Origin of the sequence: Vibrio sp. 10N.222.54.E6 (assembly GCF_041473955.1) — a bacterium.
Classification (GTDB): domain Bacteria; phylum Pseudomonadota; class Gammaproteobacteria; order Enterobacterales; family Vibrionaceae; genus Vibrio; species Vibrio tasmaniensis_A.
In genome coordinates, this window is the sequence record NZ_JBFRTD010000033.1 from 114,672 (window position 1) to 141,147 (window position 26,476).

Sequence of the window (26,476 nt, forward strand, 5' to 3'; positions counted from 1 at the left end):
AAGGTTATTGCCGATACAGATATCATGGAAAGTGAAGTTCACCCTATTTTGGTGCGTGCAGAAATCGTCTGCTGCCCTCAATAGATAGCTTTAACGACAGATAATAGAGTGCAGGTATGAAGCTACGAATTGTAGCAGCTTCATTGATAGTGGCGCTGAGCTCACCCTTGAGTCATGCAGATTTGGCTGATGTGGGAGAGCCCGTTCCAATATATACAGAAGCTGAACTGATTAATTTAATCGAGAATAATCAACACCTAGAGCGAGTGAAAGCTGATAAGTGCCAGTTAGTTGAAGATATCGTTGCTCGTGCAACACGTATTAGCTTGCCTTCTTATGAGTTTTTATACGGTGATATGTTGGCTTGGGGTGTGTGTGTTCCGCAAGATGTAGAGCTTGGCCTTTACTATATGGAAAACGCGGCACATCAAGGTTTACCAGCGGCACTCGAGCAGTTAGGACGTTATTATTCTCTTGGCACTTTGGTGCAACAAGATAAAGAGCGCGCGATTCCGTATCTCCGAGAAGCAGCTTCAATGGGTAACTTAAGTGCAAGTATCCACTTAGCGGAACTCTTGCTACGTGATTACGGTAGCCCGTTAGATTATGAAGATGCTTATCGCTGGTTATACAACTCGGTGACAGCGGATCAAAGGCAACATAAGCGTATAACTGTGCTTCGAAGCGGTTTGGAGCGGAGAATGCCAGACAACATTATCGCTCGAGCAAAACGTCGAGACGTGTTCTGGTAATTACAATTATTAATTAAGGTTGATGATTAACGACTGCACTCGTTAACCATCAGTCTTGAACTAGAAATATATCGATATAAAAAGGCCTCATAGGTAAATACCTATGAGGCCTTTTTTGATCTGAACGGAAAACCGTTTATTTCATTCGATGACGTTACTGAACAACTTCACCAGATTCAATTACCGTCTTACGAACGACTTTGGTGAAATCGAGTGCTTCTTGGCGAATTTGATCTTCATCGACCGTTAGCATGTCGCGATCTTGCATGATGATCTTGCCATCAACGATGGTGTGACGAACGTTCCCCGAGTTAGCTGAGTAAACTAATGCAGAGTATGGGTTGTACACAGGAACCATGTTTGGAGCCTTGGTGTCGATCACTATGATGTCGGCTAGCTTGCCAGCTTCAAGAGAGCCGATCTTATCTTCCATGTGTAGTGCTTTTGCTGCGCCCATTGTTGCCATGTCGATCACTTTGATCGGCGGCATTGCAGCACGATCTTTATTCACCAATTTGTGAACCTTAGCGACTTGGTTGAACTCATCAATGGTGCTCAATGTGTTACCTGACATTGGGCCATCAGTACCTAAACCGATACGTACATTTTCGTCATACATCTTAAGCGCAGGTGACACGCCTTTTGCTGACTTGATGTTGGCACTCATGTTGTGAGCCACGCCCATATCTGATTTTTTCACTAGCTCGATATCATGATCGTCTACTAGGATCATGTGTGCGCCAACTAAGTTTTTGTTTAGTGCACCAATGCTGTCCATGTATTGAACCGGAGATAAACCTTCAGCTCGTTTTGCAATTTTTTCTTCTTCACGATGAGATTCAGCTAAGTGAATCATTACTGGAACATCAAGTTCTAGAGAAAGCTTTGCTACTTTTTGAAGGACTTCGGTTGTGTTTGTGTAAGGGGCGTGAGGAGCAAATGCAGGCGTAATACGCGGGTGATCTTTATATTCTTCAATGAAGTTTAAAGCGTATTTAATACCTTCTTCCGCGTTTGCTGCATCTGCCACTGGGAATTTGATTACTGTTTCGCCTAATACTGCGCGCATACCAATTTTATCAACAGTTTTAGCGACTTCGTCTTCAAAGTAGTACATATCAGCGTAAGTAGTTACGCCACCTTTTACCATTTCAACGTTACCAAGGTTGGCGCCTATACGAACCATATCGCGAGATACTAACTTAGCTTCAAGTGGGAAGATGTAGCGGTGCAAGCGATCAGGCACATCATCGGCCAACGAACGGAAAACCGTCATGGATACATGAGTATGAGTATTGATGAGACCTGGCATTACGATATCGCCATCAACGTCTAGCACTTGTTTAGCTTGGTACTGCTTCTCTAGTGAAGCATCGCCAACCGCAATGATTTTGTTGTCTTTGACCACAACAGTGCCGCTCTCGTAAACCGTTTTTTCTTGGTTCATGGTTAGAACCATGGCATCGGTTATCATCAGGTCAGCTTTTTCCATTGCTGAACTCGCAAATGGAAATAGAGCTAGGCTTGCCATCGCTGAAGCCAATAGGGTGCGTTTTAGTTTCATATCAATACTCAGAACAGGTGTTGTTAAAGTGTGTGGATAATAGTGTATTTCATTCATGGCGCAAACGTTTGTTTTATCGTTTGCTTGAAATTTTGATGATAGTCCGCGTCTATGAAGTGATGTTTCACAAAGTGAAGATATGTATCAATCTTAGGTTATTTTAGGCTTTTCCAAAGCATATCTGTAGCTTACCTCTAGCATCAGATATACTAGGGGTAATATACCTTCCTTGCTTAAGCAGGCCCGCCTATGTCAAAAAACACACCAATGTCAGAAAACACGACAGCGACAACCACTGTTGATCCTTTTGCCGACCGAGAGTCGAAAAATTACGAAAACCCAGTACCAAGCCGTGAGTTCATTATTTCGTTTCTAACAGACGCGAATATTCCTATGAACCGCAACGATCTATTCGAAGCTTTGGGTTTGGCTGGAGAGGAACAATATGAAGGGCTGCGTCGTCGTTTACGTGCAATGGAACGTGATGGACAGCTTATCTTTACCCGTCGTCAGTGTTACGCATTGCCTGAGAAGATGGAATTGATTAAAGGCTTTGTGATTGGTCATAAAGATGGTCATGGTTGGGTACGCCCAGACGGCAGTGTGGGTAAAGACAATGATATCGTGCTGCCGCATCATCAGATGAAAACCATCATGCACGGTGATTACGTATTGGTTCAGCCTACTGACAACAGTAAGCGTGGCCGTCGTGAAGGCCGTTTGGTTCGTGTGCTTGAAGAGCGTAAAACGCCACTTGTTGGTCGCTTCTTCCTAGAGTACGGCCATTCTTATGTGGTTGCTGATGATTCGCGTATTAGTCACGACATCCAGATCCCAACTGAGCATAAAGGCGGTGCTCGAATGGGTAATGTGGTTGTGATTGAAATTACGGACCGTGGTGGTCGTTCTCGTAACATGATGGGTAAAGTGACCGAAGTTCTTGGTGAGAATATGGCTCCGGGTATGGAAACGCAGATCGCGATCCGTACTCACCAGATCCCACAAGAGTGGCCTGAAGCCGTAGATAAGCAAATCGAAAATCTTGGTGAGCATGTTCCTGAAGAAGCAAAAGAAGGACGTGTTGATCTGCGTAAATTGCCATTGGTGACTATCGATGGTGAAGATGCGCGTGACTTCGATGATGCGGTTTACTGTGAAGCGAAGAAAGGCGGCGGCTGGCGCCTGTGGGTAGCGATTGCTGACGTAAGTTACTACGTTCGCCCAGAGACAGCGCTAGACAAAGAAGCGATTAACCGTGGTAACTCGGTATACTTCCCGTCACAAGTTGTCCCAATGCTGCCAGAAGTCCTTTCAAATGGTTTGTGTTCATTGAACCCTCAAGTCGACCGTTTGTGTATGGTGTGTGAGATGACTATCTCAGACAAAGGTAAACTGTCAGGCTACAAGCACTATGAAGCAGTCATGAATTCTCATGCTCGTCTTACTTATAACAAAGTAGGCGCGATCTTAGATGGCAATGAAGAGTTACGTGAACGTTACGAACCAGAAGTACCACATCTTGAAGAGCTTCATAAGATGTATAAGGTGCTTAAGAAAACGCGTGACGAACGTGGTGCGATTGAATTTGAAACGGTAGAAACTAAGTTTATCTTCAATGCGGATCGTAAGATCGACCGTATTGAGCCAGTAATCCGTAACGATGCACATAAGATCATCGAAGAATGTATGATTCTTGCGAATATCGCATCGGCATCTTACGTAGAAAAAGCAAAAGAGCCTGCGCTGTACCGTGTTCACGATACTCCGGGTGAAGAGCGCTTAATGGGCTTTAAGAGTTTCTTAAGTGAATTAGGTTTAACGCTGGAAGGTGGCCTGTCGCCATCTCCGGTAGATTATGCACAACTGATGCAGCAGATTAACGAACGTGAAGATCGTGAATTAATCCAAACTATGCTGCTGCGCTCAATGAAGCAAGCGGTATACAACGCGGATAACGCGGGTCACTTTGGTCTAGCTCTTAAGCGCTATGCTCACTTTACCTCGCCAATTCGTCGTTACCCAGATTTACTATTGCACCGTGCAATTAAGTACCTTATTGCGAAAGAAGAAGGTCGTAACAGCGAGCGTTGGACGCCAACCGGTGGTTACCACTACACTTTCGATGATATGGACTTCTACGGCGAACAGTGTTCAATGACTGAGCGTCGTGCTGATGATGCTACGCGTGAAGTGAACGACTGGCTGAAGTGTGAGTACATGCAAGACCATGTTGGCGAAGTGATGGATGGCGTGATTGCCAACGTGACTGGCTTCGGTTTCTTTGTGCGTCTAACGGAACTGCACATCGATGGTCTGGTACATATTTCTGCGCTAGCGAATGATTACTACCAATTTGATGCTGTTGGTCAGCGTCTAGTGGGTGAAAGCTCAGGTAATATCTACCGCTTGGGTGATTCGGTTAAAGTGAAGGTTTCTGCGGTTAACTTAGAAACTCGTCAAATCGATTTTGATTTAGAAGACACCGATCGTCAGCCGCGTGGTAAAGGTAAAACAGCCAAGAAGCGTGCTGCTGAAGCGATGAAAAAGGCGAAAAGCAAGAAGCGTTCAGCGGTGAAGAGCAATAAGCCGGGTGTACCTGCAACGCCTTTAGTTGAACCAACTAAGCGACCTGATGGAAGTAGCGAAAGTTCATCTAAGAAGAAAAAGCCAGCGAATAAAACTGGTGCTGCTAAAGCTCGTGCGAAGAAAAAGCGCGCAGCAAGCCGTAAGCCAAAGGCTGATAAGTCTTAAGCTATCGTCATTACAGTGACGAGTAGCGCTTAAACGTCTAACGAATTTAAATGCGAGAGTATCAGGCGGAAGATGCATGCTCTCGAAATAAACAATACAGAGATGGGTGCATCGGGTTTGATGACATTCACCTCTGAGCAATAAGAGTAACCAGAGACAATGAGTAACGAATTTATTTACGGTATTCACGCGGTGAAAGCCGTACTAGAAAAAGATCCAGCTCGTTTTATCGAAGCGTATGTACTGAAAGGTCGTCAAGACGATCGCCTGCTTCCATTACTGAATCAATTGCAGCAATTTGGTGTATCGATTCAACAAATGGGTCGTAAGCCGCTTGATGAAAAAGCACAAGGTGCGAATCACCAAGGTCTTATTGCTAAGGTGAAGCCTGCTAAGCAGCTTAATGAAACTCACCTAGATGATATCCTTGCGCAGCACGAACAGCCTCTGCTGTTGGTTCTAGACGGCGTAACAGACCCTCACAACCTAGGTGCTTGTCTGCGTAATGCGGATGCCGCGGGTGTTGCTGCTGTTATCGTACCGAAAGACCGCTCTTCGCCGCTAACAGCAACGGTAAGCAAGGTAGCGTGTGGTGCGGCTGAGACCGTTCCTCTAGTACGTGTAACCAACCTAGCTCGTACAATGCGTGCACTGCAAGAACAGGGTGTATGGTTTGTGGGTACCGCAGGTGAAGCAACGCATGATATCTACCAAGCGAAGTTAACAGGCCCTCTTGCTGTAGTTATGGGTGCTGAAGGTGACGGTATGCGTCGTCTAACGCGTGAAACCTGTGATGATCTGATTAAGATTCCAATGGCAGGTAGCGTGTCGAGCCTGAACGTTTCAGTAGCATCGGGCATCTGTCTGTTCGAAGCGGTACGCCAACGTTTAGCTCAGTAAACCTAGGTTCAGCAACATTTGACTCAGTTACGCTTGGTTTAGTTGTGTGTCTCTATGTTGTTTAGAGGTACTTGCTATATAAAGAGTTAAATGACTTTAAGTCTATGAATTTATTAACGCTCACCACTTGCTGGTGGGCGTTTCTTTTTAGGGCCTAGAGTGACAAATTGACAGAATCACAGATGGCTAGATGGCGAAAGAAAAACTGTTTCATTATTAGCCAAATACCGCTTGCCAATACCGGGTTCTTTCTATAATATTTGCCGTCCTTAAAACTCGGTCATTTTTCTTTAGTTCCTTGCTTCCCTTGGACGACCGAGCCTTTCGTGGAAGCTAATAATCCGTAAGGAGCAACCAAATGCGTCATTATGAAATCGTATTCATGGTTCACCCTGATCAAAGCGAGCAAGTTGCTGGCATGATCGAGCGTTACACTGGTTCAATCACTGAAGCTGGTGGTACTATCCACCGTCTAGAAGACTGGGGCCGCCGTCAAATGGCTTACCCAATCAACAAACTTCACAAAGCTCACTACGTTCTTATGAACGTTGAAGCTGGCCAAGAAGTGATGGACGAGCTAGAAACTGCTTTCCGTTTTAACGATGCAGTTCTACGTAACATGATCATGCGCACTAAAGGCGCTGTGACTGAGCAATCTATCATGCTTAAGCAAAAAGAAGAGCGTGCAGAGCGTGCTCCTCGTCGTGATGACCGTGAAGAACGTGCACCACGTCGTGAAGAAGAAGCTAAGCCAGAAGCTGCTGCTGAGTAATTCTTTTTTGGCCTTTTAGGTCATTAAATTTTATTCAACTCGTTTAGGTATTCCCACTACAAGCATTTGCTTAGACTTATTTATAAGTTCGTGTGAGTACCGCATTATTAAATTTAGATCAGGAGATAGCCCATGGCTCGTTTCTTCCGTCGTCGTAAATTCTGCCGTTTTACTGCAGAAGGCGTACAAGAGATTGACTACAAAGACGTAGCAACTCTAAAAAACTACATCACTGAAGCTGGTAAAATTGTACCTAGCCGTATCACTGGTACAAGTGCTAAATACCAACGTCAGCTAGCTCGCGCTATCAAGCGTTCTCGTTACCTAGCACTACTACCGTACACTGACAAGCATCAGTAATCGGTAATAGTTAATAATAGTTTAAGAGGACTAAGATAATGCAAGTTATTCTACTTGATAAGATCGGTAACCTAGGTGGCCTTGGCGACCAAGTAAACGTTAAATCTGGTTACGCTCGTAACTTCCTTATCCCACAGGGTAAAGCAGTTATGGCAACTAAAGACAACGTTGCTATGTTCGAAACTCGTCGTGCAGAACTAGAAGCTAAAGTTGCTGAGCAACTAGCTGCTTCAGAAGCTCGCGCTGAGAGCGTTAACACTCTAGAAGGCGTTACAATCGCTTCTAAAGCTGGTGACGAAGGTAAACTATTCGGTTCTATCGGTACTCGTGACATCGCTGACGCTATTACAGCGGCAGGTGTTGCAGTAGCTAAGAGCGAAGTACGCCTACCTGAAGGCGCTCTACGTAACATCGGCGAATTCGAAGTAAGCATCCAACTTCACTCTGAAGTTTTTGCTACTGCGAAAATCGCTATCGTTGCAGCTGAGTAATTTCAGTACCAAGACGAATTCTTTCTTTTGAAAGTTTTAAACACCAGCTTCGGCTGGTGTTTTTTTATGTCTGCAATATGAGTTTTAAGCTTTTTGGAACAGCGACGATTGCAGGAATAGGAAGCACTAGAGAGGAGGGGCTTACATAGTAAAAACGAGGGTGTTCTTTATCGATACACCGTTATACCCGCTCTCAAATTTAGAATTGAAAAAGTAGATTTACAGACAGTACGGAATCTTCTTTGTTCAACCCTTCCGGTACCTTGTCGTGGTACTGTCGAGAGTGAGCAATTTTTAGTGCGATATTGTCGGTAATATCGTTGATGGCTTCTAATTCAGTATCAAATTTTAGGTTGCTGTGGCCAGACACCAACGTCACATCGGCTTTGAGCTTCAAATTTTTCAATACCTGCCATGATGTATTTACATTGCCACGGAAAATCGCTTCTTCAACGATCTCTGGGAAGATGATGTCATCGTCGTCTAATTCATCGAGATTAGGCTCTTGGTAACGAAAACCCGGCCCCACTTCGACCTCCAACACAAACTCTTCTGTATTCGAAAACTGATAACCTAGACCGCTAGAAACGGTGTAGTCCTTAAAATAAGCACTGTATCGTGAATCGACCCCTTTAAAGCTGCCATAGAGGTAGGTTTTCGGACTTAACTTGTAGTCACTCTGAGCAGAATATGTCGATTGCCTTTTATCTTCTTCGCCATCTTTGTAGAGATTGTAATATTTCCATTCGCCACTGGTTCTATGACGGCCAGCCGTGTACTCACCGTTCAGGCGTGCATTAAGCGATCGAGAATCAGAATTACCAGTATGCGACTGATATCCAAATTCGACTTCAGTATTCAGTGGGTTCGGCAGTTCTGAATCACTCGGTGCGATATCCATATCTTTTTCAAGTGTCGGTGCAACGACGATCGGCTCAGCAGCAGGTTCTGGTACCACTATCGAGTCGAGGATTGCATCAACAGAGGCTTTAGCATCATCCGCTAAGGCCGACGGAGTGCTCAGGAGACCGATGCTTAGAAGACCAGTGTTCAGAGCCAATAATTTGGACACGCATACCTCAGTTATACAGTGAATGAATGGAAGGATCGTAATGCTACCTTTGGTTAATTCCGTCAGCAATAGGTAAATTCTTGCTGAAGAATAAAACAAACTCATAGGATCGGATTACAAACGGATGTTCTTGGGTATAATGAACGATCATTATTAGTTATTGAGTGTAGTCATAGTGGATACCAAAAGTCAGAAATCAGCCAACGATCAGGTGGACGCCATCAAGGTCCCGCCACATTCATTAGAAGCTGAGCAATCTGTTATTGGCGGTTTGTTATTGGATAACGAACGCTGGGATACGGTGGCCGAAAAGGTTGTGGCCAAAGACTTTTATAGCCGTCCTCACCGTCTGATCTTTGAAGCGGTAAAGGATATCCTTGAAGAAAGCTCTCCTCTGGATCTTATTACACTCTCTGAACATTTAGAGCTGCGTGAGCAACTTGAAGAAGTGGGTGGCTTTGCTTACCTTGCTGACCTAGCGAAAAATACGCCAAGTGCGGCAAACATCAATGCCTATGCAGATATCGTGGCACAACGTGCATTGGTGCGTAGCCTGATTGGTGTGGCAAATGAAATTGCGGATTCTGGTTATGACCCTCAAGGTCGTACATCGGAAGAACTTGTTGATCTTGCTGAGAGTAAAGTTTTCGCGATTGCCGAAGGCCGAGCAAGTGAAAATGAAGGTCCACAAAACGTTGATAGCATTCTAGAGAAGACGCTAGAACGTATCGAAATCTTATATAAATCGCCACAAGATGGTGTGACTGGTGTCGATACTGGCTTTAACGACCTCAATAAGAAGACAGCAGGCCTTCAGGGTTCTGACTTAATCATTGTTGCTGCGCGTCCATCGATGGGTAAAACCACGTTTGCGATGAACCTATGTGAAAACGCAGCGATGAAGCAAGACAAGCCAGTGTTAATCTTCTCGCTAGAGATGCCAGCTGAACAGCTGATGATGCGTATGCTTGCATCACTTTCTCGCGTAGACCAAACCAAGATTCGTACCGGTCAGTTAGACGATGAAGATTGGGCTCGTATCTCGTCGAGTATGGGTATTCTGATGGATAAGAAGAATATGTATATCGATGACAGCTCGGGTCTAACGCCAACAGAAGTACGTTCTCGAGCTCGACGAATTGCTCGTGAGCATGATGGTATCTCTATGATCATGATAGATTACCTTCAATTAATGCGTGTACCTTCGTTATCTGATAACCGTACTCTAGAGATCGCCGAGATTTCTCGCTCATTGAAAGCACTAGCAAAAGAGCTCAACGTACCAGTTGTGGCACTTTCTCAGCTTAACCGTTCCCTAGAGCAACGTGCTGACAAGCGCCCAGTTAACTCGGATTTGCGTGAATCAGGTTCGATCGAGCAAGATGCCGACTTAATCATGTTTATCTATCGCGATGAGGTTTATAACCCAGATAGTTCATTGAAAGGCATCGCTGAAATCATCCTTGGTAAGCAACGTAACGGTCCGATCGGTTCGGTTCGTCTTACGTTCCAAGGTCAACACTCCCGATTTGATAACTATGCAGGTCCTGCATTTGATGATGAGTAATCACTAATGACTTACATGAAAGCAGCGACGGCGAGTATTGACTTAAACGCGCTTGAACATAACCTGAACCAGATAAAGTCGAAGGCTCCTCATTGCAAGGTAATGTCTGTTGTGAAAGCCAATGGCTACGGACATGGCTTACTGCATATTGCCAAGCATTCAAAAAGCTCTGATGCTTTTGGTGTGGCGCGTATTGAAGAAGCATTACAGCTTCGTGCTGGTGGCATTGTTAAACCTATTTTGTTGCTAGAAGGGTTTTATTCTTCGGGCGATTTGCCAATCTTAGTGACCAATAACATCCAAACAGTAGTGCATTGCGAAGAGCAATTAAGCGCGCTAGAGAATGCAGAGTTGGAAACACCTGTTGTGGTTTGGCTAAAAGTCGACAGTGGTATGCATCGCCTAGGTGCTCGTCCTGAGCAATACCAAAACTTTGTTGAGCGCTTACATCAATGTGCGAATGTCGCTAAACCTCTGCGCTACATGAGCCACTTCGGTTGTGCTGATGAACTTGATAGAGCAACCACCGTTGAACAGACCGAGCTTTTCTTATCGCTCACCGACGGTTGTGAAGGTGAGCGTTCACTTGCTGCTTCTGCGGGTCTATTAGCTTGGCCAGACAGCCACCTTGACTGGGTTCGCCCGGGAATTATCTCTTACGGTGTTTCTCCTTTTGCTGATAAATCAGCGCAAGACCTCGGCTTTTATCCTGTAATGACTTTGACCTCGCACCTGATAGCCGTTCGTGATGTTAAAGCGGGTGAAAGTGTGGGTTATGGCGGTAACTGGACCAGTGAGCGAGATACCAAGGTTGGCGTGATCGCGATAGGTTATGGTGATGGTTATCCTCGCACTGCTCCTAACGGCACTCCAGTGTTCGTTAACGGCCGAAAAGTACCGATCGCCGGACGTGTATCAATGGACATGCTAACGGTTGACCTTGGCCCTGATGCGGCAGATAAAGTCGGTGATGAAGCAACATTATGGGGTAAAGATTTACCTTCAGAAGAAGTCGCAGAACATATTGGCACTATCGCTTACGAGCTGGTCACTAAGCTGACTTCGCGTGTTGCGATGGAGTACGTGAAGTAGCTAATACGAAGTAACTAAATGTGAAGTAACTAATGCGAAGTAACTATGGATCCTATAAGTAAATGATGTTCATACGAACGACTCGACACTGGTTAATGTCTGCAATGGCATTACTTGGTGTCAGCTTGTCTTCTCCCGCTGTGAGTGAAGAAAAAGATTCAGCCTTTGTTCCTTTCTATTTTAGTACTGAAACCATGGGTAATACCTTCGGGGTTGCTGGTGTCGCAAAGGGTGTTTGGCAACCTCAAGCCGCTCTGTTTGGCATGGCGCTTTATTCAGATAAAGACAGCTACGTCGGTTTCTTATCAGCCTTTAACTTCGCACTGTCTGAGAACGTATTGTTCAGTACTCAGATGTACCAAGCTCGCTTTAACGAAAACCCGTATTACATTGGCTCTCAAGGCGATAATGATTCATCCATTGATGATAAAACCATTGCCGACGGCTTAGAAGAAAACTATCAGGTTGAGTTTAAGTATCTGCTGCCTTGGGGCAATGTTGCAGAGCATGGCTTGCTAGGAGCTTTCCAACCCATCAAAGATGTGAGCTTTGCTTCCCCATTAGAGTCAGGTGTCAGTTCGATTGTCTTTACGCCTTTCTATACGGCTCGTGAGCTAGAAGGCTTAAACAATAGCGAACAAGCGACAGGTTTTAGTTTGGCGTTTGATTGGGATAACCGTGATAGCACACGCAACCCAACCAAGGGGTCTCATACCAATCTTGAGTTTACTACCGGCGCTGAAAGTTGGTCTAACGATGACTTATGGCTGAAGTGGACATTCCAAAACAGTCAGTATTTTGCATTGGGTCCTTTGGGGAACTTGTTCGACCAACAAGTCGTGGCATTTGATGTCTATACCGCTGACACACCTACGTGGGGCAACTGTTCAGGGCAAGATTGTGCTCGTCCACCGGAAACAGAGCAAGCTCGACTCGGTGGCTTATATCGCTTAAGAGGTTATACCGGAGGCCGTTACCACGGTCGTTCTGCTATTCACTACTCTGCGGAATATCGAGTGCTTCCTGATTGGCAACCGCTGGACGATATCCCACTGATTAACTACTACGATTTGCCTTGGTGGCAGTGGGTGGCGTTTGCTGAAGTCGGGCGTGTTGCTGATGAGTACGATATCAAAACACTGCACACAGACATGAAATGGAGCCTAGGCGGCGCAGTTCGTTTCCAGGTTGAAGGCATTGTTGTACGTGCTGAATTAGCGCGAGGCGGTGATGAAGGGACCTTTAGGGTTATGATAAACCAGCCTTTCTAATTCTGGTTTTACCAACTCGACTCTCTTATATTTTTAAAGGGTGACACATAACTGTGTCACCCTTTTTTGTTTTCTACCATTATGTTCGTTAAGCGGTATTTCATTGTTGATGACGTAACGTTACTCACCTTGAATGGTCGCAATAACGGTACGACTTCCGCCACAATCTCGGTGTTCACCTAAGTAAATGCCCTGCCATGTCCCTAATGCTAGACGACCATTGGTAATTGGAATTGTCACACTGGTACCAAGTGTCGATGCTTTAATGTGAGCGGGCATATCATCATCACCTTCGTAGGTGTGCTTGTAGTAGGGTGCTCGTTCGGGAACAAACTTATTAAAGTGTGATTCCATATCAGTGCGGACAGTAGGGTCTGCGTTCTCATTTAGCGTAAGGCTAGCAGATGTATGCTGAATGAATAGATGTAATAAACCAACAGACAGTGAATGGATATCGGATATCTGTTGTTCAATTTCATCAGTGATGAGATGAAATCCACGTTTTTGTGCGTGTAGGTGTATCGTCTTCTGAATCCACATACGCCATCCTCTATAATGTATTTGGAAAAAAAGTGGTTTAACGCTATCTTTTGAACTTGAATTTATCAGGTTTCGCTCACATTTAATGAAGTGAGCGCTAGAGTCAGTACCGATTCTTCTATCAGGAAATCTAATTCTGATTTATCTCAAGGTACCGCTCTTCATATGCGGCATAATACGTCGTGAAAAAAAATTACAAAGAATCTTTCAGTGGTGATGCGATTTGGTCATCATAGAAAAATATAAACTTTCGCCTAATCGGGGGTTCTATTCATCACTTTGGTGACGTCTAGAATAAAACCTACAGTAACATCGGGATAGATACCATGTTGAAAAATATCAACCCAACGCAAACACAAGCGTGGAAAGCTCTAACTGCACATTTTGAGTCTGCTCAAGATATGGATATGAAAGAGCTATTTGCTCAAGATGCAAAGCGTTTCGAGAGCTTCTCTACTCGTTTCGGTTCAGACATCTTAGTGGATTACTCTAAGAACCTTATCGACGCTGAAACGATGCAGCACCTATTTGCTCTTGCGAACGAGACTGAAGTTAAGTCTGCAATCGAAGCAATGTTCGGCGGTGATGCAATCAACAAGACTGAAGGTCGTTCAGTTCTTCACACTGCGTTACGTAACCGTAGCGACAAGCCAGTAATGGTTGATGGCAAAGACGTAATGCCAGCAGTGAATGCAGTACTAGCAAAAATGGAACTGTTCACACACCGTATCGTTTCTGGTGAGTGGAAAGGTTACACAGGTAAAGAGATCACTGATGTAGTTAACATCGGTATCGGCGGTTCAGACCTTGGTCCATACATGGTAACTGAAGCACTTACGCCATACAAAACTCGCCTAAACATGCACTTTGTTTCTAACGTAGACGGCACTCACATCGTTGAGACACTAAAGCCTCTTAACCCAGAAACAACACTGTTCCTAGTGGCATCTAAGACATTTACCACTCAAGAAACAATGACGAACGCACACTCTGCGCGTGATTGGTTCTTGGCTGAAGCGGGCGACTCAGCACACGTTGCTAAGCACTTCGCAGCACTATCAACAAACGCGGCTTCAGTTGCTGAGTTTGGTATTGATACTGACAACATGTTCGAATTCTGGGATTGGGTAGGCGGTCGTTACTCACTATGGTCAGCGATCGGTCTTTCTATCTCACTATCTATCGGCTTCGATAACTTCGCTGAGCTACTCGATGGCGCACATGAGATGGATAACCACTTTGCTTCAACGGAATTTGAAAGCAACATTCCAGTGATCCTTGCGTTAATTGGTGTTTGGTACAACAACTTCCACGGCGCTGAGTCAGAAGCAATCCTACCTTACGATCAATACATGCACCGTTTTGCTGCTTACTTCCAGCAAGGTAACATGGAATCTAACGGTAAATTCGTTGACCGTGAAGGTAACCCAGTAGAATACCAAACAGGCCCTATCATCTGGGGTGAACCTGGTACAAACGGTCAGCACGCGTTCTACCAACTGATTCACCAAGGCACTAAGCTGATCCCATCAGACTTCATTGCTCCGGCTATCAGCCACAACCCAGCATCTGATCACCACCAGAAGCTAATGTCTAACTTCTTTGCTCAAACTGAAGCGCTAGCTTTCGGTAAGACAAAAGAGACAGTAGAAGCTGAATTCCTAGCGGCTGGCAAAACAGCTGAAGAAGTTGCTGAGCTAGTACCTTTCAAAGTATTTGAAGGTAACCGCCCAACGAACTCTATTCTTGTTAAGCAAATCAACCCTCGCTCTTTAGGTAACCTAATCGCGATGTACGAGCACAAGATCTTCGTTCAAGGCGTTATCTGGAACATCTTCAGCTTCGACCAATGGGGCGTAGAACTTGGTAAGCAACTAGCAAACCAAATTCTTCCAGAGCTTGCAGACGATGCACAAGTAACGTCTCACGACAGCTCTACTAACGGTCTAATCAACGCATTTAAAGCGCTGAAAGCTTAAGACTGTTTAAGTAACACCAAGTAATAATTGTAAACGCCAACCTTTCGGTTGGCGTTTTTTATGTCCGTTGATTTACGGCAATAAAAAAAGGCTGACGTATGTACGTCAGCCTTTCGCTTTTTATTTAGTCGATTGTCTCTATTCGAAACAGATCTCGATGAAAGCATTACCCCACTGAGATGAGAAAGGCATGATGATGATTGCGCCTTCACACTTGTGACGAATAGTATGGCCTTTACCTGAAACCACGATTGGCGTTGCCATATCGAAGTCAAAGCCGCTTTCTGCAAGAATACGCTTTGCGCCACCGGTTACCATGTTAGTGATTTCACCCACCATGTCGGTCACTTCTTCGTTCAAACCGTTTGGTCGTTCACCTAGCATGTTTTCCATGATTTCTAGAGCAAGCCCTTCATCAAAGGTGATCGACATTGAGCCACGAGACTGTGTACCAACCATACCAATTAGGCCGGACACATCACCACGAGCGATTTCATCTTTCTTCACTCTTGGTTTCTGAGGCTTTAATTCTAGAGATGCCATCGTTTTTAGTACGTTCATCAAAGAAGCTAAAAACGGGTTTACAAATTCAGCGCGCATAATGTTCTTCTATAATCTTATTCTTTCATTTCGGAGGAGCAAGTTTGGCAAATGCCATGTGATTCAATGACATGGTTGGTCAACTTGAATCCATGCTGCTCGGCGTTACTCGCGAGTAGGGCGACAAGCGCATCGTCTTGTAATTCTATCACAGTGCCACATTTATCGCAGATCAGTAATTGGGAAAAATGCGTGTTGGCATTGCAAGAGCAGCAGCATATAAAGCTATTCGTTGACTCAACTCGGTGAATGAACCCTTGCTCTAACAAAAAATCCAAAGCGCGATAAACTGTAGGAGGCTTGGCTTGCGGTTCACTGACTTTCAATTGCTCTAATAATTCATAAGCACTGGAGGCTTTTTTATTAGATAGGATAAGCTCAAACACTCGCTTTCTTTGGGGTGTTAGCCTAACACCTCGCGATACGCATATCCCTTCAACTTGCTCTATTAATGTGTGGTCCAAATTTTTCACCGTTCAATCAAACATCCCCATTTAGCCCCTATTGCTAGGTAACCTTGTTTGAGGAGACATTGATTTTATTAAAGTCAGGTACAGAGCGTATTGTGACCTACGACTTTGAATAAGACAAGGTAACTCAAAACGACAGTGTGACTCAAGGCATAACTGATTAATCAAGCTGAATTAGAGATCTGGTGAATGAGTTTGAAAATATCAAGTGCAACAATGTGCTTATTGAGCGAGAGTTCTCAATCGACATTGGCCTGTCATCGGCTAAAAAGGGTTTAGTGTTATCTGGCGCAGGAGCGGTTTTGGCAGCTGGTCACCCTGAAGTTATCACCGCGAGCGTATCGGCAGACGGTGTTCAATTCGGTGGCATTATTGGCGCAAGTGCTCCAATAGTATTTGGCCTATGGGAAACCCTACGCAATGAGTTTAAGTAATGGCAGAGTATCAAACAATAATTGTTGCCGTTGTTAGTGCCTTGTCTAGTGAGGTGGGGGAGGTATTACACTTAAAACCGATGTTAAGTGGCTGCGCTTAATGATGGAAAAGATGGATGAGCGTTTGACGTATCTAGAACAAAAAAGCCCCTGAAAAGGGGCTTTTTTGTTGGTAATGTATATTTAAGCCATAGCGACATTCTCTGCAGTCTCAAAGGGCTTTTTTCGCTCAATTTCTCTACGTTGAATAACTTTAGCTATGCTTCTCAGGATGCTTTCTTTAGCGTTCAGAATAGTCACTTGTTTTACGAAGGCATCAAGACCATGCTTGGCCACTAATACGCCGAAAAGCTCATCGGAATATGATTCAGATATGGAGTTGACGGACTCTAGATCTACTTCAACTGCATCGCCAAACAGTATTGCTTCTTCAAGAGCCTTACGTTCTACCGAGGCTGTTCTTCTTGAAGCTAAATCACTTTTATTTATTGCTATTTTAGTTTTCATTATCATCCCCCCCTGAGTTGTTCCATCAACGCTAAGAGTTGTTCATCGACTGTATCGTTTATCTCTTCACAAAGTAAAGATAGCTTAAATTTACAGCTTATTGCAACGCCTTTCCAATAAGTTGGAAGCGTTTCTTGTACTCTTTCACCATCTTCATTGATATTTAAGAGGCATCTTCCAGAAGCGATTGTCAGCGTTCCTTGGAATTGTTCAATTAATCGAACCAAATGAGCTAAGCCCAAGCCTTGGTGGTGGTTTACTGTATAATCTGAACCAATACCACCACCGTAAGGAGAGTTACCTATGTGTTCTGGTGGTAATTGTTGAGCCCATGGGTCGCTGTCATCTGCATGCTTTGTTGAGTTCCCTTCTTCTATACACCAAAGCAACGCTTCTTGATCACATGTGATGCCGTGTAACTGAGCTTTGCCTGAACGTCTCATTTCTTCTAAGAAACCTAAGCCTTTATCCGCGATCGCAAACTCTAAGTGAAAGTCCGTCTTGTTAGTCCCAGGAACTGCGTTTTTTTGCGCCATAGAAAAGCCCGTTGATTGGCCATGTGACCATACATTGTCATGCAACTCGCCTACAACATGATACAGCTGAACTAACCCGTCGGGAGAAGGACCTTCAACGTTGTCAGTGAAATGACGTAAGCAGCTGTTTATAGATGTAGTTACATCGTCAGTTGCTTCTGCTGAACATAGCTGGGTTATAGGAGTGTAAGTTACTCCATTCTTTATTCTTACCGGTTCCGGACAATTCCAAAGGATATGGTTCAAACCTAAAGTTCTGAGGTATCCAGCTATTTTTGGATCACAGTCAAAATTACGCTCAGGAGTTCTCTTGTCTTTGAGGTACGCTGTTAGTGTTGATAAAAAACCCGGAGAATAAAAATCCTTAGCGAGATAGTAAGCGTTATATTCATGTTCGTAATCCTCTGGAATTTCTTTCAGAGCTTCGCTAAGTCCTTTTCCCATAGTGGCCTCTTGGTGTGCATATTAACTTTTTGACAATATTGGGTTGCCTAGAGTTACTTTCAAGGTCTTGTTTTTATTGATAATCTTGCCACCCATTTGTGTGGGGTTATTACTTTTTATTTATCAGTCGTTTAATGATTTCTTATGAAGGTTTGCTGGGAATGATTGAGTATAAACTTGCCACAAAATATTTAGATATCTATGCCCAGTCACTTGAGCTACTTCTTCAATAGAGTAGCCCTTTCCAAACAACTGACTTGCTCCCTCTCTTCGTAGGTCGTGATACCTCAAATCCTCAATACCCAATTCGTTTCTCACTCGCTGAAAGCCTGCACTAACACTTCGTGAGTTGTAGGGAAAAATAAGTTGGTCTTTGTTCCTGAATGTTTTCGATTCCCTGTGTATAATCGCCGAATTATTTTTGACTACAATGTCCACTGTGAAGCGTGATTCACCGCTTTGAAGTGTTCTTTTTAATGCTAGATGCCTTCGTTCCACTCCATCAATACGTACTATAAGCGTACTGAGTGGGGGAGCTTGCGGCTGAACTAGCGAGTTTCTGTATATATATGCAGTGTATAGATTTTGAGTAACGCTTTATGAAACCTGACAATACCAGTAAATACGCGGCTAACCGCTTATCCGTTGCACCCATGTTGGATTGGACTGACCGCCACTGTCGTTACTTTCACCGTTTGCTATCTCAGCAGACGCTTCTGTACACGGAAATGGTCACAACTGGTGCGATCTTACATGGTAAGGGCGACTTTCTAGAGTATAACGAGCAAGAACACCCATTAGCACTTCAACTTGGTGGTTCAAACCCGGTTGATTTGGCGGCTTGTGCCAAGCTTGCTGGTGAGCGTGGTTATGATGAAGTGAACCTCAATGTAGGTTGTCCTTCAGACCGAGTTCAGAATGGTCGCTTTGGCGCTTGCCTAATGGCTGAGCCCGAGCTGGTGGCAGACTGTGTGTCAGCGATGAAAGAAGTCACAGATATTCCAATTACGGTAAAAACGCGTATTGGTATCGACGACCAAGATTCTTACGAGTTTCTGACTAAGTTTGTTTCTACTGTTTCTGAAAAGGGCGGTTGTGAGCAATTTACTATCCATGCGCGTAAGGCGTGGTTGAGTGGCCTTAGCCCGAAAGAGAACCGTGAGATCCCACCGCTAGATTACGATCGTGCATACCAAATCAAGAAAGACTTCTCAGATCTAGTGATTGCGGTAAATGGTGGCATTACTACATTAGAACAAACTAAAGAGCACTTGCAGCACCTTGATGGTGTGATGATTGGTCGTGAGGCATACCATAGCCCGTTTATCTTGGCTGAAGTTGATCAGCAGATCTTTGGTTTAGACACGCCAATCAAGAAGCGTTCACAAGTAGTTGAAGAGATGTACCCGTACATTGAGCGTCAGCTTTCGAATGGAGCGAGCCTTGGTCATATCTCTCGTCATATGCTGGGTTTGTTCCAAAGCATGCCGGGTGCAAGACAATGGCGTCGTTACATCAGTGAGAATGCACATAAGAAAGGCGCGGGCATTGAGGTGATTCAGACGGCATTGGCTAAGATCCCTAAAGAGCTAAACGTATAGACACCCTCAAGGTTAAAGCAAAAGCCAAGAACTAAAAGTTAAAAGCTTAAAGAACAAGGCTAAATTCGCCATTAGAGGCTAAATTTACCATTGTGAGTTTCCGAAAAGCCACGCATGAAGATGTGTGGCTTTTTATTTGCCTGATAAATAAGGAGTTTATGGTTGTATCTAACTTGGTATGGAAGCTGCAATGTTAGAAAGTAGGAAAGATAGGTCATGAACTCATTAGGGAGACCATTATGTTTGAATTAATCTTTGTTCTTATTTTCGTCGCAACTTTACTCGTTACTGGTATTACGTTTATGACGGTACTAGCGGCAACCGGAATCGCGTTAGCGGTCATGCTGGTCTTAGGTATGATGGGGGTTGTGTTTAAACTGCTGCCTTGGCTGATCGTGATTGCAGTGGGTGTGTGGTTTTTCAAAAACTATGTACACAGCTCTAACCAAAGACGTTATTAAGGTCATCGTGTCGTCAAATCTTTACTCGTCAGCGGTTTATCGTTTTAGAATTTAAGATGTGTGGTAGAATTTTCCCCAATAATCTATGAATGTGCATACAATTAGCACAACGATATGGAATTGGAGCTATCTCAAATGAATAAAATGCCATTAATTGCTTTAGTGGGAATGCTTTCTTTAAGTTCGGCTGTGTCCGCTGAAGAAGAGTTTTCTTACACGACTAAGATCGGTGCTGATATGTGGTGGGGAAGTACAAAGCTGAACGAAGCTAGGTCGAGTGACTCAAACTCACCTTCGTTGTATTTCGCATTTGAGCATAATGCCCCTAAGCTGCCAAATGCGAGTTTCCGCTACTCTACTGTTGATACAACATTGTTAGCGTTTGATAAGTATGACTACACGTTCTACTACACAATGTTGGATCACAAGTTGATGAACTTCGATGCGGGTGTGACATTTACTCAGTATGCAAACTCACATTACAAAGACCCGTACAGTTCGAAAACGACAAGTTTTGATGAGTTTACCTGGAGCTTCTACGGTAACGCAGAAATCAATGTCCCTAATACTCAGCTTGATATCATTGGTACGATGGAATTTGGTGATAGCAACGGTATTAAGAGTACCGATTTGATGGCGGGTGTTCAGTACCGTATTCCAGTGGCAGATACTGAAATAGCACTTCGTGGTGGCTATCGTGTGATCGACCTTGATTCGGACAAATTCTTCTCTTCAGAGCTGAACAAACCTCTTGAGACGGACAAAGAACCTGATCCGTTAGATGACCCAAAGCCAGGGCCACCTAAATCGTTTGTTATGGTTGATGGTTGGTTTGCTGGCGTAGAAGTACGCTTCTAGGCAATTAAAACGAATCTAGAACGAAATTTAAGAACGTCACTTTATTAAGTGGCGTTTTTTTATATCTATTGGTTATACCCAAGCATCTTGAAGTTACTTGGGTATATACTTTTCTGGAATTAGTTAGCACATTCATCACTTTCGACCATCCTTAATACAGAGACCTAATTAGCGTCTATTCTTATAAGGTCTATGTTGTGAGGTCAAAGCAAGGGATGGAATATGACACTCAATGAATTACGAAATTTATATCGAGAAAATCTGTTGGTTGAAGCGATCATAGAGCCCTCAATTCAAGAGGGGTCTTGGGTTGTGGAGTTTCGCCATATGGGCGGTGGCTTTGTTTTGCTTACTGATGTTCATGGTGAAGAGTGTCATTACGCGGATTTAGACCTAGCATCTAAGTCGGCAATGGCGGTTGGCTTTCAACAAGTTCGTATTGAAAACCAGTAACTCAATTGACGTTTCAATCGGTTTTTACTTCCAAAAAGTTATAAAACATACTTTTCTATTCTTTCTTGTTATTAAAAGGAGTGGTTAATCTATCGTCACGCAATGATTAGGGATGTCGTGACCATGTCTTTAAATAAGAAAGAGTCTTCACAAAATAATAATGCACAGTCTGGGGCTAATGAGTTACCTGGGCTAGCAGCACCACTTAATGACCAACAATTGGGTCATCTTCAGCAAACTGTTTCTGAATTATCTTCTCAACAACTGGCATGGGTCAGTGGTTACCTTTGGGGTGTGAGCCAAACTCAGCCTGTGGGTGCCGCCGCGCCAATCGCTCAAGCAGCCGCTGCAGTAGCCGCAAAACCTGCGGGTAAGCTCAGCATTATCTTCGCATCCCAAACCGGTAATGCGAAAGGTGTCGCCGAATCGCTTGAGGCAGAAGCGAAAGCCTTAGGGATTGCTGTCGAGCTTTTCGATGCAAGTGATTATAAAGGTAAGAACTTAGCCAAAGAGACACACGTCATTTTTGTAGCTTCAACCAATGGTGAGGGCGAAGCCCCTGATAACGCTATTGAGTTGCATGAATTCCTTCAATCGAAGAAAGCGCCAAAATTATCAAACCTACAATACGGTGTGATCGGTTTAGGTGACTCAAGCTATGAGTTCTTCTGCCAAACGGCTAAAGACTTCGATAACTTCCTCGCTAAGCTTGGTGCTAAATCGTTTGTTGACCGTCTTGATTGTGATGTTGATTACGAAGAATCAGCAACGGAATGGCGCGCTAAAGCATTAGAGCAAGTAAAAGAGACGCTATCGACAGGTACTGAAGCCGATGTGGTTCAATTACCAGTCGGTCAAGCGGCTGCTGGTCATTCGCAATACACCAAACAAAACCCATACACCGCGACATTATTGACGAGCCAAAAGATCACTGGTCGTGATTCGGGCAAAGATGTTCGTCATATCGAAATTGATCTTGATGAGTCGGGTATTACTTACCAACCGGGTGATGCGCTAGGCGTATGGTTTGAAAACAGTTCAGAACTCGCAAATCAAATTCTTTCTAAGGTTGGGCTGTCTGGTATCGAAAGTGTCGATGTCGATGGTGACAACTTGTCTGTGCATAGCGCACTCGTCAGCAAATTTGAGATTACATCTTCAAACCCTCAGCTAGTGACTAAGTTTGCTGAGCTATCGGGCAGCAAGAAGTTAATTAAGCTGGTGGAAGATAAAGACAAGCTTCGTGAATACGCGGGTAATACTCAAGTTGTTGATGTTTTAGCTGAGAAGAAGACCAAGCTATCGGCTGATGAACTGATTGGCCTACTACGTAAGTTAACTCCACGCCTCTATTCTATTGCATCAAGCCAAGCTGAAGTGGATGAAGAAGTTCACTTAACGGTTGGTCTGGTTGAATACCAAAAGGGCGATGAATCTCGTCTGGGTGGTGCTTCAAGTTTCTTAGCTCAACGCCTTGAAGAAGGTGGTGAAGTTAAGGTGTTTGTAGAGAACAACAATAACTTCAAACTGCCGCAAGACGACAACACACCAATCATCATGGTTGGCCCGGGTACAGGTATCGCACCTTTCCGTAGTTTTGTTCAAGAGCGTGAAAACAATGACGCTGAAGGTAAAAGCTGGTTGTTCTTTGGTGACCGTACCTTTACTCAAGATTTCTTATATCAAGTTGAATGGCAGAGGTATCTTAAATCTGGTGCATTAACCAAGCTTGATGTTGCGTTTAGTCGTGATCAAAAAGAAAAGGTTTATGTTCAAGACCGATTAATTGAGCAGGCAGAGCAGGTTTGGCAATGGCTTCAAGAGGGCGCGTACCTCTATGTATGTGGCGATGCAACTCGAATGGCAAAAGATGTCCATGAAGCGTTAGTTACGATAGCGGAAAAACATGGCAATCAGAGCCGCGAACAAGCTGAACAATATATTAATGATTTACGTAAAGCGAAACGTTACCAAAGGGATGTGTACTAATGAGCAAGCAAGTAATAGAGCAAGAAGTGCTAGGTCAAGTACTGGGACCTTTGGCTGACAATGAACGTCTGAAGCGTGAAAGTAAAAACCTTCGCGGTACGATTGAACAAGATCTTCAAGATCGTATCACTGGTGGTTTTACCGCAGATAACTTTCAACTGATCCGTTTCCACGGTATGTATCAACAAGATGACCGTGATATTCGTAACGAACGTACCAAGCAAAAATTAGAACCTTTACATAATGTAATGCTACGTGCGCGTATGCCAGGCGGCATCATCACTCCTAAGCAGTGGCTCGCGATTGATAAATTCGCAGATGAAAGCACCTCTTATGGTTCAATTCGTCTAACAACACGTCAAACCTTTCAGTTCCATGGTGTGTTGAAGCCGAACATTAAGTTAATGCACCAAACACTAAACAGTATTGGTATTGATTCGATCGCTACTGCGGGTGATGTAAACCGAAATGTTTTGTGTACCACGAACCCGGTTGAGTCCGAGCTACACCAAGAAGCTTATGAGTGGGCGAAAAAGATCAGTGAACACCTATTACCTAAAACTCGTGCTTATGCTGAGATCTGGTTAGATGGTGAAAAGCTCGCAACAACAGATGAAGAACCTATCTTAGGTAGTAACTACTTACCACGTAAGTTCAAAACGACGGTTGTAATTCCTCCGCAAAATGACGTAGATGTTCATGCTAACGATCTTAACTTTATTGCGATTGCTAAAGACGGAAAGCTGGTGGGCTTTAACGTATTAGTGGGCGGTGGTCTTGCAATGACGCACGGCGATACTTCTACTTATGCACGTAAAGCTGACGACTTTGGTTTTGTGCCATTAGAAAAAACGTTAGATGTAGCGGCAGCTGTTGTGACGACACAACGTGACTGGGGCAACCGTTCGAACCGTAAGAATGCTAAAACCAAATACACACTAGACCGTGTTGGTATTGATGTATTTAAAGCAGAAGTAGAAAAACGTGCAGGCGTTGAGTTTTCTGAAAGCCGTCCTTATGAGTTTACTGGCCGTGGCGACCGTATCGGTTGGGCGGAAGGTATTGATGGTAAGCACCACTTAGCGTTATTCATCGAAAATGGTCGTTTACTTGATTTTCCGGGTAAAGCGCTGAAAACAGGTGTTGCTGAAATAGCGAAGATCCACAAAGGTGATTTCCGCATGACAGCGAACCAAAATCTCATTGTTGCAGGTGTACCTAAGAGCCAAAAGGCACAAATTGAAAAGCTGGCACGTCAATACGGTCTGATGGATGATGCCGTTTCAGAACAGCGCAAGAACTCAATGGCGTGTGTGGCATTCCCAACATGTCCGTTAGCAATGGCAGAAGCCGAACGTTTTCTTCCTGAGTTTGTAACGGATGTTGAAGACATTCTGAAGAAACACGGATTACCAGAAGAAGATAACATCATCCTTCGCATCACGGGTTGTCCAAACGGCTGTGGTCGTGCAATGTTGGCTGAGTTGGGTTTAGTCGGTAAGGCGCCGGGGCGTTACAACATGCACTTAGGTGGCAACAAAGCCGGAACTCGTATCCCGAAGATGTATAAAGAGAACATCACTTCAGCTCAGATCTTAGAAGAGATTGATTCGCTGGTGGGACGTTGGGCTACGGAACGTAACGACAATGAAGGGTTCGGTGATTTTACAATCCGAGCTGGCATCATCGAAGAGGTGATCATTTCAAAGAGGGATCTGCATGCATAATTCTGTCGCTTCAAAATTGAAGTTAGCAGAGCTACTCGCATTGACTAAGACGGAGCAGATACTTCATCTTGGACAAATTAATGCTGAGTTAGAGCAGCTAACTGCATTAGAAAGAGTGAAGTGGGCTCTAGAAAACTTAGAAGGAACACATGTGGTGTCTTCTAGTTTCGGAATCCAAGCAGCATTGATGCTGCACTTAGTGACTCAAGCCAAACCCGATATTCCAGTTATTCTGACAGACACCGGGTACCTATTCCCAGAAACGTATCGCTTTATAGATGAGTTAAGTCAGAAGTTGACTCTAAACCTTCAAGTCTTTCGCGCACAACAGAGCTCTAATTGGCAAGAAGCGCAATATGGCAAACTTTGGGATCAAGGTATAGAAGGGATAGAGAAGTACAACAAACTTAATAAAGTTGAACCGATGAGAAGAGCGCTGGATGAACTAGAGGCTGGCACTTGGTTTTCAGGGTTGCGAAGAGAGCAATCTCAATCGCGCGCAAACTTGCCGATCTTATCTATCCAAAATGGTGTGTTTAAGTTCTTGCCAGTAATAGATTGGACAAATAAAGATGTTCACTATTACTTGGAAGAGCATAGCCTTAGTTACCACCCACTTCGTGAGCAGGGGTACCTTTCTGTCGGAGATACTCATACAACTAAGAAATGGGAACCGGGTATGACTGAAGAAGAAACCCGTTTCAATGGTCTGAAACGAGAATGTGGCCTCCATGAAGACGATGGAGAGCAATATGGCTCTGGGATTTAGACTCATTGCCATTTAAAAAGCTGCCTCAAGGCAGCTTTTTAGTTTCTAGGGGATAAAATTAAAGCGATTGTGGATAAGTCTGTGGTTATTATGTAGGTACTTTGTAGTTAAACTTGCATAAATAAGGCTTTGGGTGTTTATCCATCATCTAATCGTTATTTTTGCAATTTTCGGTAATAAACACTTGCCAATGTGAGGAACATCTCTATAATGCCGCCTCACTGACACGGTAGACGCCACAAGGCTTCAGCGAAGAATGTTAGTAAGGCAACTAGCTTTAAGCGATAATTCGCTTCTACTTTTAGAAAGTAGAAATTAATTTTCAAAAGTGTTTGACACTGAGAATTAAAACGCTAGAATGGCCGCCTCTTCCGAAGTGATGTAAGTCACAACGAAGAGTAGCTCTTTAACAATTTAAACCTATCAATCTGTGTGGGCACTCGTTGATGAATATCAAAACGTTATTACTTAGGTAATAACAGTTACTTCGGTAACAAAATGATTTCAATGAACTGA

At 44.0% G+C, this 26,476-nt stretch carries 26 protein-coding genes; 18 read left to right on the forward strand and 8 right to left on the reverse strand.

Annotated features, from left to right (window positions below; genetic code table 11):
* Positions 1–116: 116 nt before the first annotated feature.
* Entirely contained in the window at positions 117–752 is a 636-nt protein-coding gene (gene motX / locus AB4513_RS18900) for a flagellar protein MotX (protein WP_009847886.1), read from the forward strand.
* A gap of 154 nt (positions 753–906) precedes the next feature.
* Here the strand turns inward: motX and AB4513_RS18905 are convergent, their stop codons facing one another.
* On the reverse strand, positions 907–2,316 hold the full coding sequence (locus tag AB4513_RS18905; RefSeq protein WP_009847887.1) for an amidohydrolase: 1,410 nt from the start codon (positions 2,314–2,316) through the stop codon (positions 907–909).
* A 249-nt stretch (positions 2,317–2,565) separates the two neighbouring features.
* On the opposite strand from AB4513_RS18905, the gene rnr reads away from it, so the two are divergent.
* From rnr to rplI, 5 genes are all read left to right on the forward strand, one after another.
* Positions 2,566–5,067 (forward strand): ribonuclease R, encoded by a 2,502-nt coding sequence (gene rnr, locus AB4513_RS18910; RefSeq protein WP_009847888.1) that lies wholly within the window; start codon positions 2,566–2,568, stop codon positions 5,065–5,067.
* A 159-nt stretch (positions 5,068–5,226) separates the two neighbouring features.
* Entirely contained in the window at positions 5,227–5,967 is a 741-nt protein-coding gene (gene rlmB, locus AB4513_RS18915; RefSeq protein WP_009847889.1) for a 23S rRNA (guanosine(2251)-2'-O)-methyltransferase RlmB, read from the forward strand.
* 358 nt (positions 5,968–6,325) lie between these two features.
* Entirely contained in the window at positions 6,326–6,739 is a 414-nt protein-coding gene (gene rpsF / locus AB4513_RS18920; RefSeq protein ID WP_004735855.1) for a 30S ribosomal protein S6, read from the forward strand.
* Positions 6,740–6,871: 132 nt separating this feature from the next.
* Positions 6,872–7,099, forward strand: coding sequence for a 30S ribosomal protein S18 (gene rpsR, locus AB4513_RS18925; RefSeq protein WP_000090472.1), 228 nt, complete (start codon positions 6,872–6,874; stop codon positions 7,097–7,099).
* 38 nt (positions 7,100–7,137) lie between these two features.
* A complete protein-coding gene (gene rplI / locus AB4513_RS18930; protein WP_009847890.1) occupies positions 7,138–7,590 on the forward strand; it encodes a 50S ribosomal protein L9 in 453 nt (150 codons plus the stop codon).
* A 199-nt stretch (positions 7,591–7,789) separates the two neighbouring features.
* Here the strand turns inward: rplI and AB4513_RS18935 are convergent, their stop codons facing one another.
* Positions 7,790–8,662 carry a DUF481 domain-containing protein gene (locus AB4513_RS18935; protein ID WP_102258451.1) on the reverse strand — a complete coding sequence of 291 codons (873 nt, stop codon included), beginning with the start codon at positions 8,660–8,662 and terminating at the stop codon, positions 7,790–7,792.
* Between the two features lie 175 nt (positions 8,663–8,837).
* Here AB4513_RS18935 and AB4513_RS18940 point away from each other — a divergent pair, with 175 nt between their 5' ends.
* The 3 genes from AB4513_RS18940 to AB4513_RS18950 all read left to right on the forward strand — a co-directional run bounded on the left by AB4513_RS18940 (position 8,838) and on the right by AB4513_RS18950 (position 12,592).
* A complete protein-coding gene (locus AB4513_RS18940; RefSeq protein ID WP_009847892.1) occupies positions 8,838–10,229 on the forward strand; it encodes a replicative DNA helicase in 1,392 nt (463 codons plus the stop codon).
* 6 nt (positions 10,230–10,235) lie between these two features.
* Positions 10,236–11,321, forward strand: coding sequence for an alanine racemase (gene alr / locus AB4513_RS18945; RefSeq protein WP_017097257.1), 1,086 nt, complete (start codon positions 10,236–10,238; stop codon positions 11,319–11,321).
* 65 nt (positions 11,322–11,386) lie between these two features.
* The gene (locus AB4513_RS18950) at positions 11,387–12,592 is read left to right on the forward strand and encodes a BamA/TamA family outer membrane protein (RefSeq protein WP_032555310.1); all 1,206 of its coding nucleotides are present in this window, start codon (positions 11,387–11,389) and stop codon (positions 12,590–12,592) included.
* Between the two features lie 120 nt (positions 12,593–12,712).
* On the opposite strand, the gene AB4513_RS18955 is transcribed toward AB4513_RS18950, so the two are convergent.
* Positions 12,713–13,132, reverse strand: a complete 420-nt coding sequence (locus AB4513_RS18955) for a secondary thiamine-phosphate synthase enzyme YjbQ (RefSeq protein WP_009847895.1) — start codon at positions 13,130–13,132, stop codon at positions 12,713–12,715.
* A gap of 326 nt (positions 13,133–13,458) precedes the next feature.
* Here AB4513_RS18955 and pgi point away from each other — a divergent pair, with 326 nt between their 5' ends.
* Positions 13,459–15,111: a glucose-6-phosphate isomerase gene (gene pgi, locus AB4513_RS18960; protein WP_009847896.1), complete on the forward strand. Its 1,653-nt coding sequence runs from the start codon at positions 13,459–13,461 to the stop codon at positions 15,109–15,111.
* A gap of 138 nt (positions 15,112–15,249) precedes the next feature.
* Here the strand turns inward: pgi and AB4513_RS18965 are convergent, their stop codons facing one another.
* Complete coding sequence (locus AB4513_RS18965; RefSeq protein WP_009847897.1) at positions 15,250–15,711, reverse strand: chemotaxis protein CheX; 462 nt, start codon at positions 15,709–15,711, stop codon at positions 15,250–15,252.
* A 17-nt stretch (positions 15,712–15,728) separates the two neighbouring features.
* Positions 15,729–16,184 carry a zinc uptake transcriptional repressor Zur gene (gene zur / locus AB4513_RS18970; protein WP_012603115.1) on the reverse strand — a complete coding sequence of 152 codons (456 nt, stop codon included), beginning with the start codon at positions 16,182–16,184 and terminating at the stop codon, positions 15,729–15,731.
* Between the two features lie 251 nt (positions 16,185–16,435).
* Here zur and AB4513_RS18975 point away from each other — a divergent pair, with 251 nt between their 5' ends.
* Positions 16,436–16,615, forward strand: coding sequence for a hypothetical protein (locus AB4513_RS18975; RefSeq protein WP_029225597.1), 180 nt, complete (start codon positions 16,436–16,438; stop codon positions 16,613–16,615).
* A gap of 183 nt (positions 16,616–16,798) precedes the next feature.
* On the opposite strand, the gene AB4513_RS18980 is transcribed toward AB4513_RS18975, so the two are convergent.
* The 3 genes from AB4513_RS18980 to AB4513_RS18990 form a co-directional block, all read right to left on the reverse strand.
* Positions 16,799–17,122: an STAS-like domain-containing protein gene (locus AB4513_RS18980; protein ID WP_232281817.1), complete on the reverse strand. Its 324-nt coding sequence runs from the start codon at positions 17,120–17,122 to the stop codon at positions 16,799–16,801.
* Between the two features lie 2 nt (positions 17,123–17,124).
* Positions 17,125–18,102: a hypothetical protein gene (locus AB4513_RS18985; protein ID WP_009847901.1), complete on the reverse strand. Its 978-nt coding sequence runs from the start codon at positions 18,100–18,102 to the stop codon at positions 17,125–17,127.
* A gap of 123 nt (positions 18,103–18,225) precedes the next feature.
* Positions 18,226–18,540: a tyrosine-type recombinase/integrase gene (locus tag AB4513_RS18990; protein WP_009847902.1), complete on the reverse strand. Its 315-nt coding sequence runs from the start codon at positions 18,538–18,540 to the stop codon at positions 18,226–18,228.
* Between the two features lie 161 nt (positions 18,541–18,701).
* On the opposite strand from AB4513_RS18990, the gene dusA reads away from it, so the two are divergent.
* The 7 genes from dusA (at position 18,702) to AB4513_RS19025 (ending at position 25,960) form a co-directional block, all read left to right on the forward strand.
* The gene (gene dusA / locus AB4513_RS18995; protein WP_009847903.1) at positions 18,702–19,703 is read left to right on the forward strand and encodes a tRNA dihydrouridine(20/20a) synthase DusA; all 1,002 of its coding nucleotides are present in this window, start codon (positions 18,702–18,704) and stop codon (positions 19,701–19,703) included.
* A gap of 239 nt (positions 19,704–19,942) precedes the next feature.
* Entirely contained in the window at positions 19,943–20,164 is a 222-nt protein-coding gene (gene pspG, locus AB4513_RS19000) for an envelope stress response protein PspG (RefSeq protein WP_009847904.1), read from the forward strand.
* 135 nt (positions 20,165–20,299) lie between these two features.
* On the forward strand, positions 20,300–21,022 hold the full coding sequence (locus tag AB4513_RS19005; protein ID WP_080518003.1) for a TIGR04219 family outer membrane beta-barrel protein: 723 nt from the start codon (positions 20,300–20,302) through the stop codon (positions 21,020–21,022).
* Between the two features lie 222 nt (positions 21,023–21,244).
* Complete coding sequence (locus tag AB4513_RS19010; protein WP_004735813.1) at positions 21,245–21,475, forward strand: hypothetical protein; 231 nt, start codon at positions 21,245–21,247, stop codon at positions 21,473–21,475.
* 123 nt (positions 21,476–21,598) lie between these two features.
* The gene (locus AB4513_RS19015; protein ID WP_009847906.1) at positions 21,599–23,464 is read left to right on the forward strand and encodes an assimilatory sulfite reductase (NADPH) flavoprotein subunit; all 1,866 of its coding nucleotides are present in this window, start codon (positions 21,599–21,601) and stop codon (positions 23,462–23,464) included.
* Positions 23,464–25,191: an assimilatory sulfite reductase (NADPH) hemoprotein subunit gene (gene cysI, locus AB4513_RS19020; protein ID WP_009847907.1), complete on the forward strand. Its 1,728-nt coding sequence runs from the start codon at positions 23,464–23,466 to the stop codon at positions 25,189–25,191. Before AB4513_RS19015 ends, cysI begins: the two co-directional genes overlap by 1 nt.
* Positions 25,184–25,960 carry a phosphoadenylyl-sulfate reductase gene (locus AB4513_RS19025; protein ID WP_009847908.1) on the forward strand — a complete coding sequence of 259 codons (777 nt, stop codon included), beginning with the start codon at positions 25,184–25,186 and terminating at the stop codon, positions 25,958–25,960. Before cysI ends, AB4513_RS19025 begins: the two co-directional genes overlap by 8 nt.
* Positions 25,961–26,476 lie beyond the last annotated feature (516 nt).

Bases quoted from the DNA above. Each gene is read 5' to 3' on its own strand.
- dusA (WP_009847903.1), top strand. From the start codon at position 18,702: ATGAAACCTGACAATACCAGTAAATACGCGGCTAACCGCTTATCCGTT.
- AB4513_RS18965 (WP_009847897.1), bottom strand. From the start codon at position 15,711: ATGCGCGCTGAATTTGTAAACCCGTTTTTAGCTTCTTTGATGAACGTA.
- pspG (WP_009847904.1), top strand. From the start codon at position 19,943: ATGTTTGAATTAATCTTTGTTCTTATTTTCGTCGCAACTTTACTCGTT.
- AB4513_RS19010 (WP_004735813.1), top strand. From the start codon at position 21,245: ATGACACTCAATGAATTACGAAATTTATATCGAGAAAATCTGTTGGTT.
- AB4513_RS18950 (WP_032555310.1), top strand. From the start codon at position 11,387: ATGTTCATACGAACGACTCGACACTGGTTAATGTCTGCAATGGCATTA.
- AB4513_RS19015 (WP_009847906.1), top strand. From the start codon at position 21,599: ATGTCTTTAAATAAGAAAGAGTCTTCACAAAATAATAATGCACAGTCT.
- AB4513_RS19025 (WP_009847908.1), top strand. From the start codon at position 25,184: ATGCATAATTCTGTCGCTTCAAAATTGAAGTTAGCAGAGCTACTCGCA.
- alr (WP_017097257.1), top strand. From the start codon at position 10,236: ATGACTTACATGAAAGCAGCGACGGCGAGTATTGACTTAAACGCGCTT.
- rnr (WP_009847888.1), top strand. From the start codon at position 2,566: ATGTCAAAAAACACACCAATGTCAGAAAACACGACAGCGACAACCACT.
- pgi (WP_009847896.1), top strand. From the start codon at position 13,459: ATGTTGAAAAATATCAACCCAACGCAAACACAAGCGTGGAAAGCTCTA.
- AB4513_RS18985 (WP_009847901.1), bottom strand. From the start codon at position 18,102: ATGGGAAAAGGACTTAGCGAAGCTCTGAAAGAAATTCCAGAGGATTAC.
- rpsF (WP_004735855.1), top strand. From the start codon at position 6,326: ATGCGTCATTATGAAATCGTATTCATGGTTCACCCTGATCAAAGCGAG.
- AB4513_RS18905 (WP_009847887.1), bottom strand. From the start codon at position 2,316: ATGAAACTAAAACGCACCCTATTGGCTTCAGCGATGGCAAGCCTAGCT.
- AB4513_RS19005 (WP_080518003.1), top strand. From the start codon at position 20,300: ATGAATAAAATGCCATTAATTGCTTTAGTGGGAATGCTTTCTTTAAGT.
- rlmB (WP_009847889.1), top strand. From the start codon at position 5,227: ATGAGTAACGAATTTATTTACGGTATTCACGCGGTGAAAGCCGTACTA.
- AB4513_RS18980 (WP_232281817.1), bottom strand. From the start codon at position 17,122: ATGAAAACTAAAATAGCAATAAATAAAAGTGATTTAGCTTCAAGAAGA.
- AB4513_RS18955 (WP_009847895.1), bottom strand. From the start codon at position 13,132: ATGTGGATTCAGAAGACGATACACCTACACGCACAAAAACGTGGATTT.
- rplI (WP_009847890.1), top strand. From the start codon at position 7,138: ATGCAAGTTATTCTACTTGATAAGATCGGTAACCTAGGTGGCCTTGGC.
- cysI (WP_009847907.1), top strand. From the start codon at position 23,464: ATGAGCAAGCAAGTAATAGAGCAAGAAGTGCTAGGTCAAGTACTGGGA.
- motX (WP_009847886.1), top strand. From the start codon at position 117: ATGAAGCTACGAATTGTAGCAGCTTCATTGATAGTGGCGCTGAGCTCA.
- rpsR (WP_000090472.1), top strand. From the start codon at position 6,872: ATGGCTCGTTTCTTCCGTCGTCGTAAATTCTGCCGTTTTACTGCAGAA.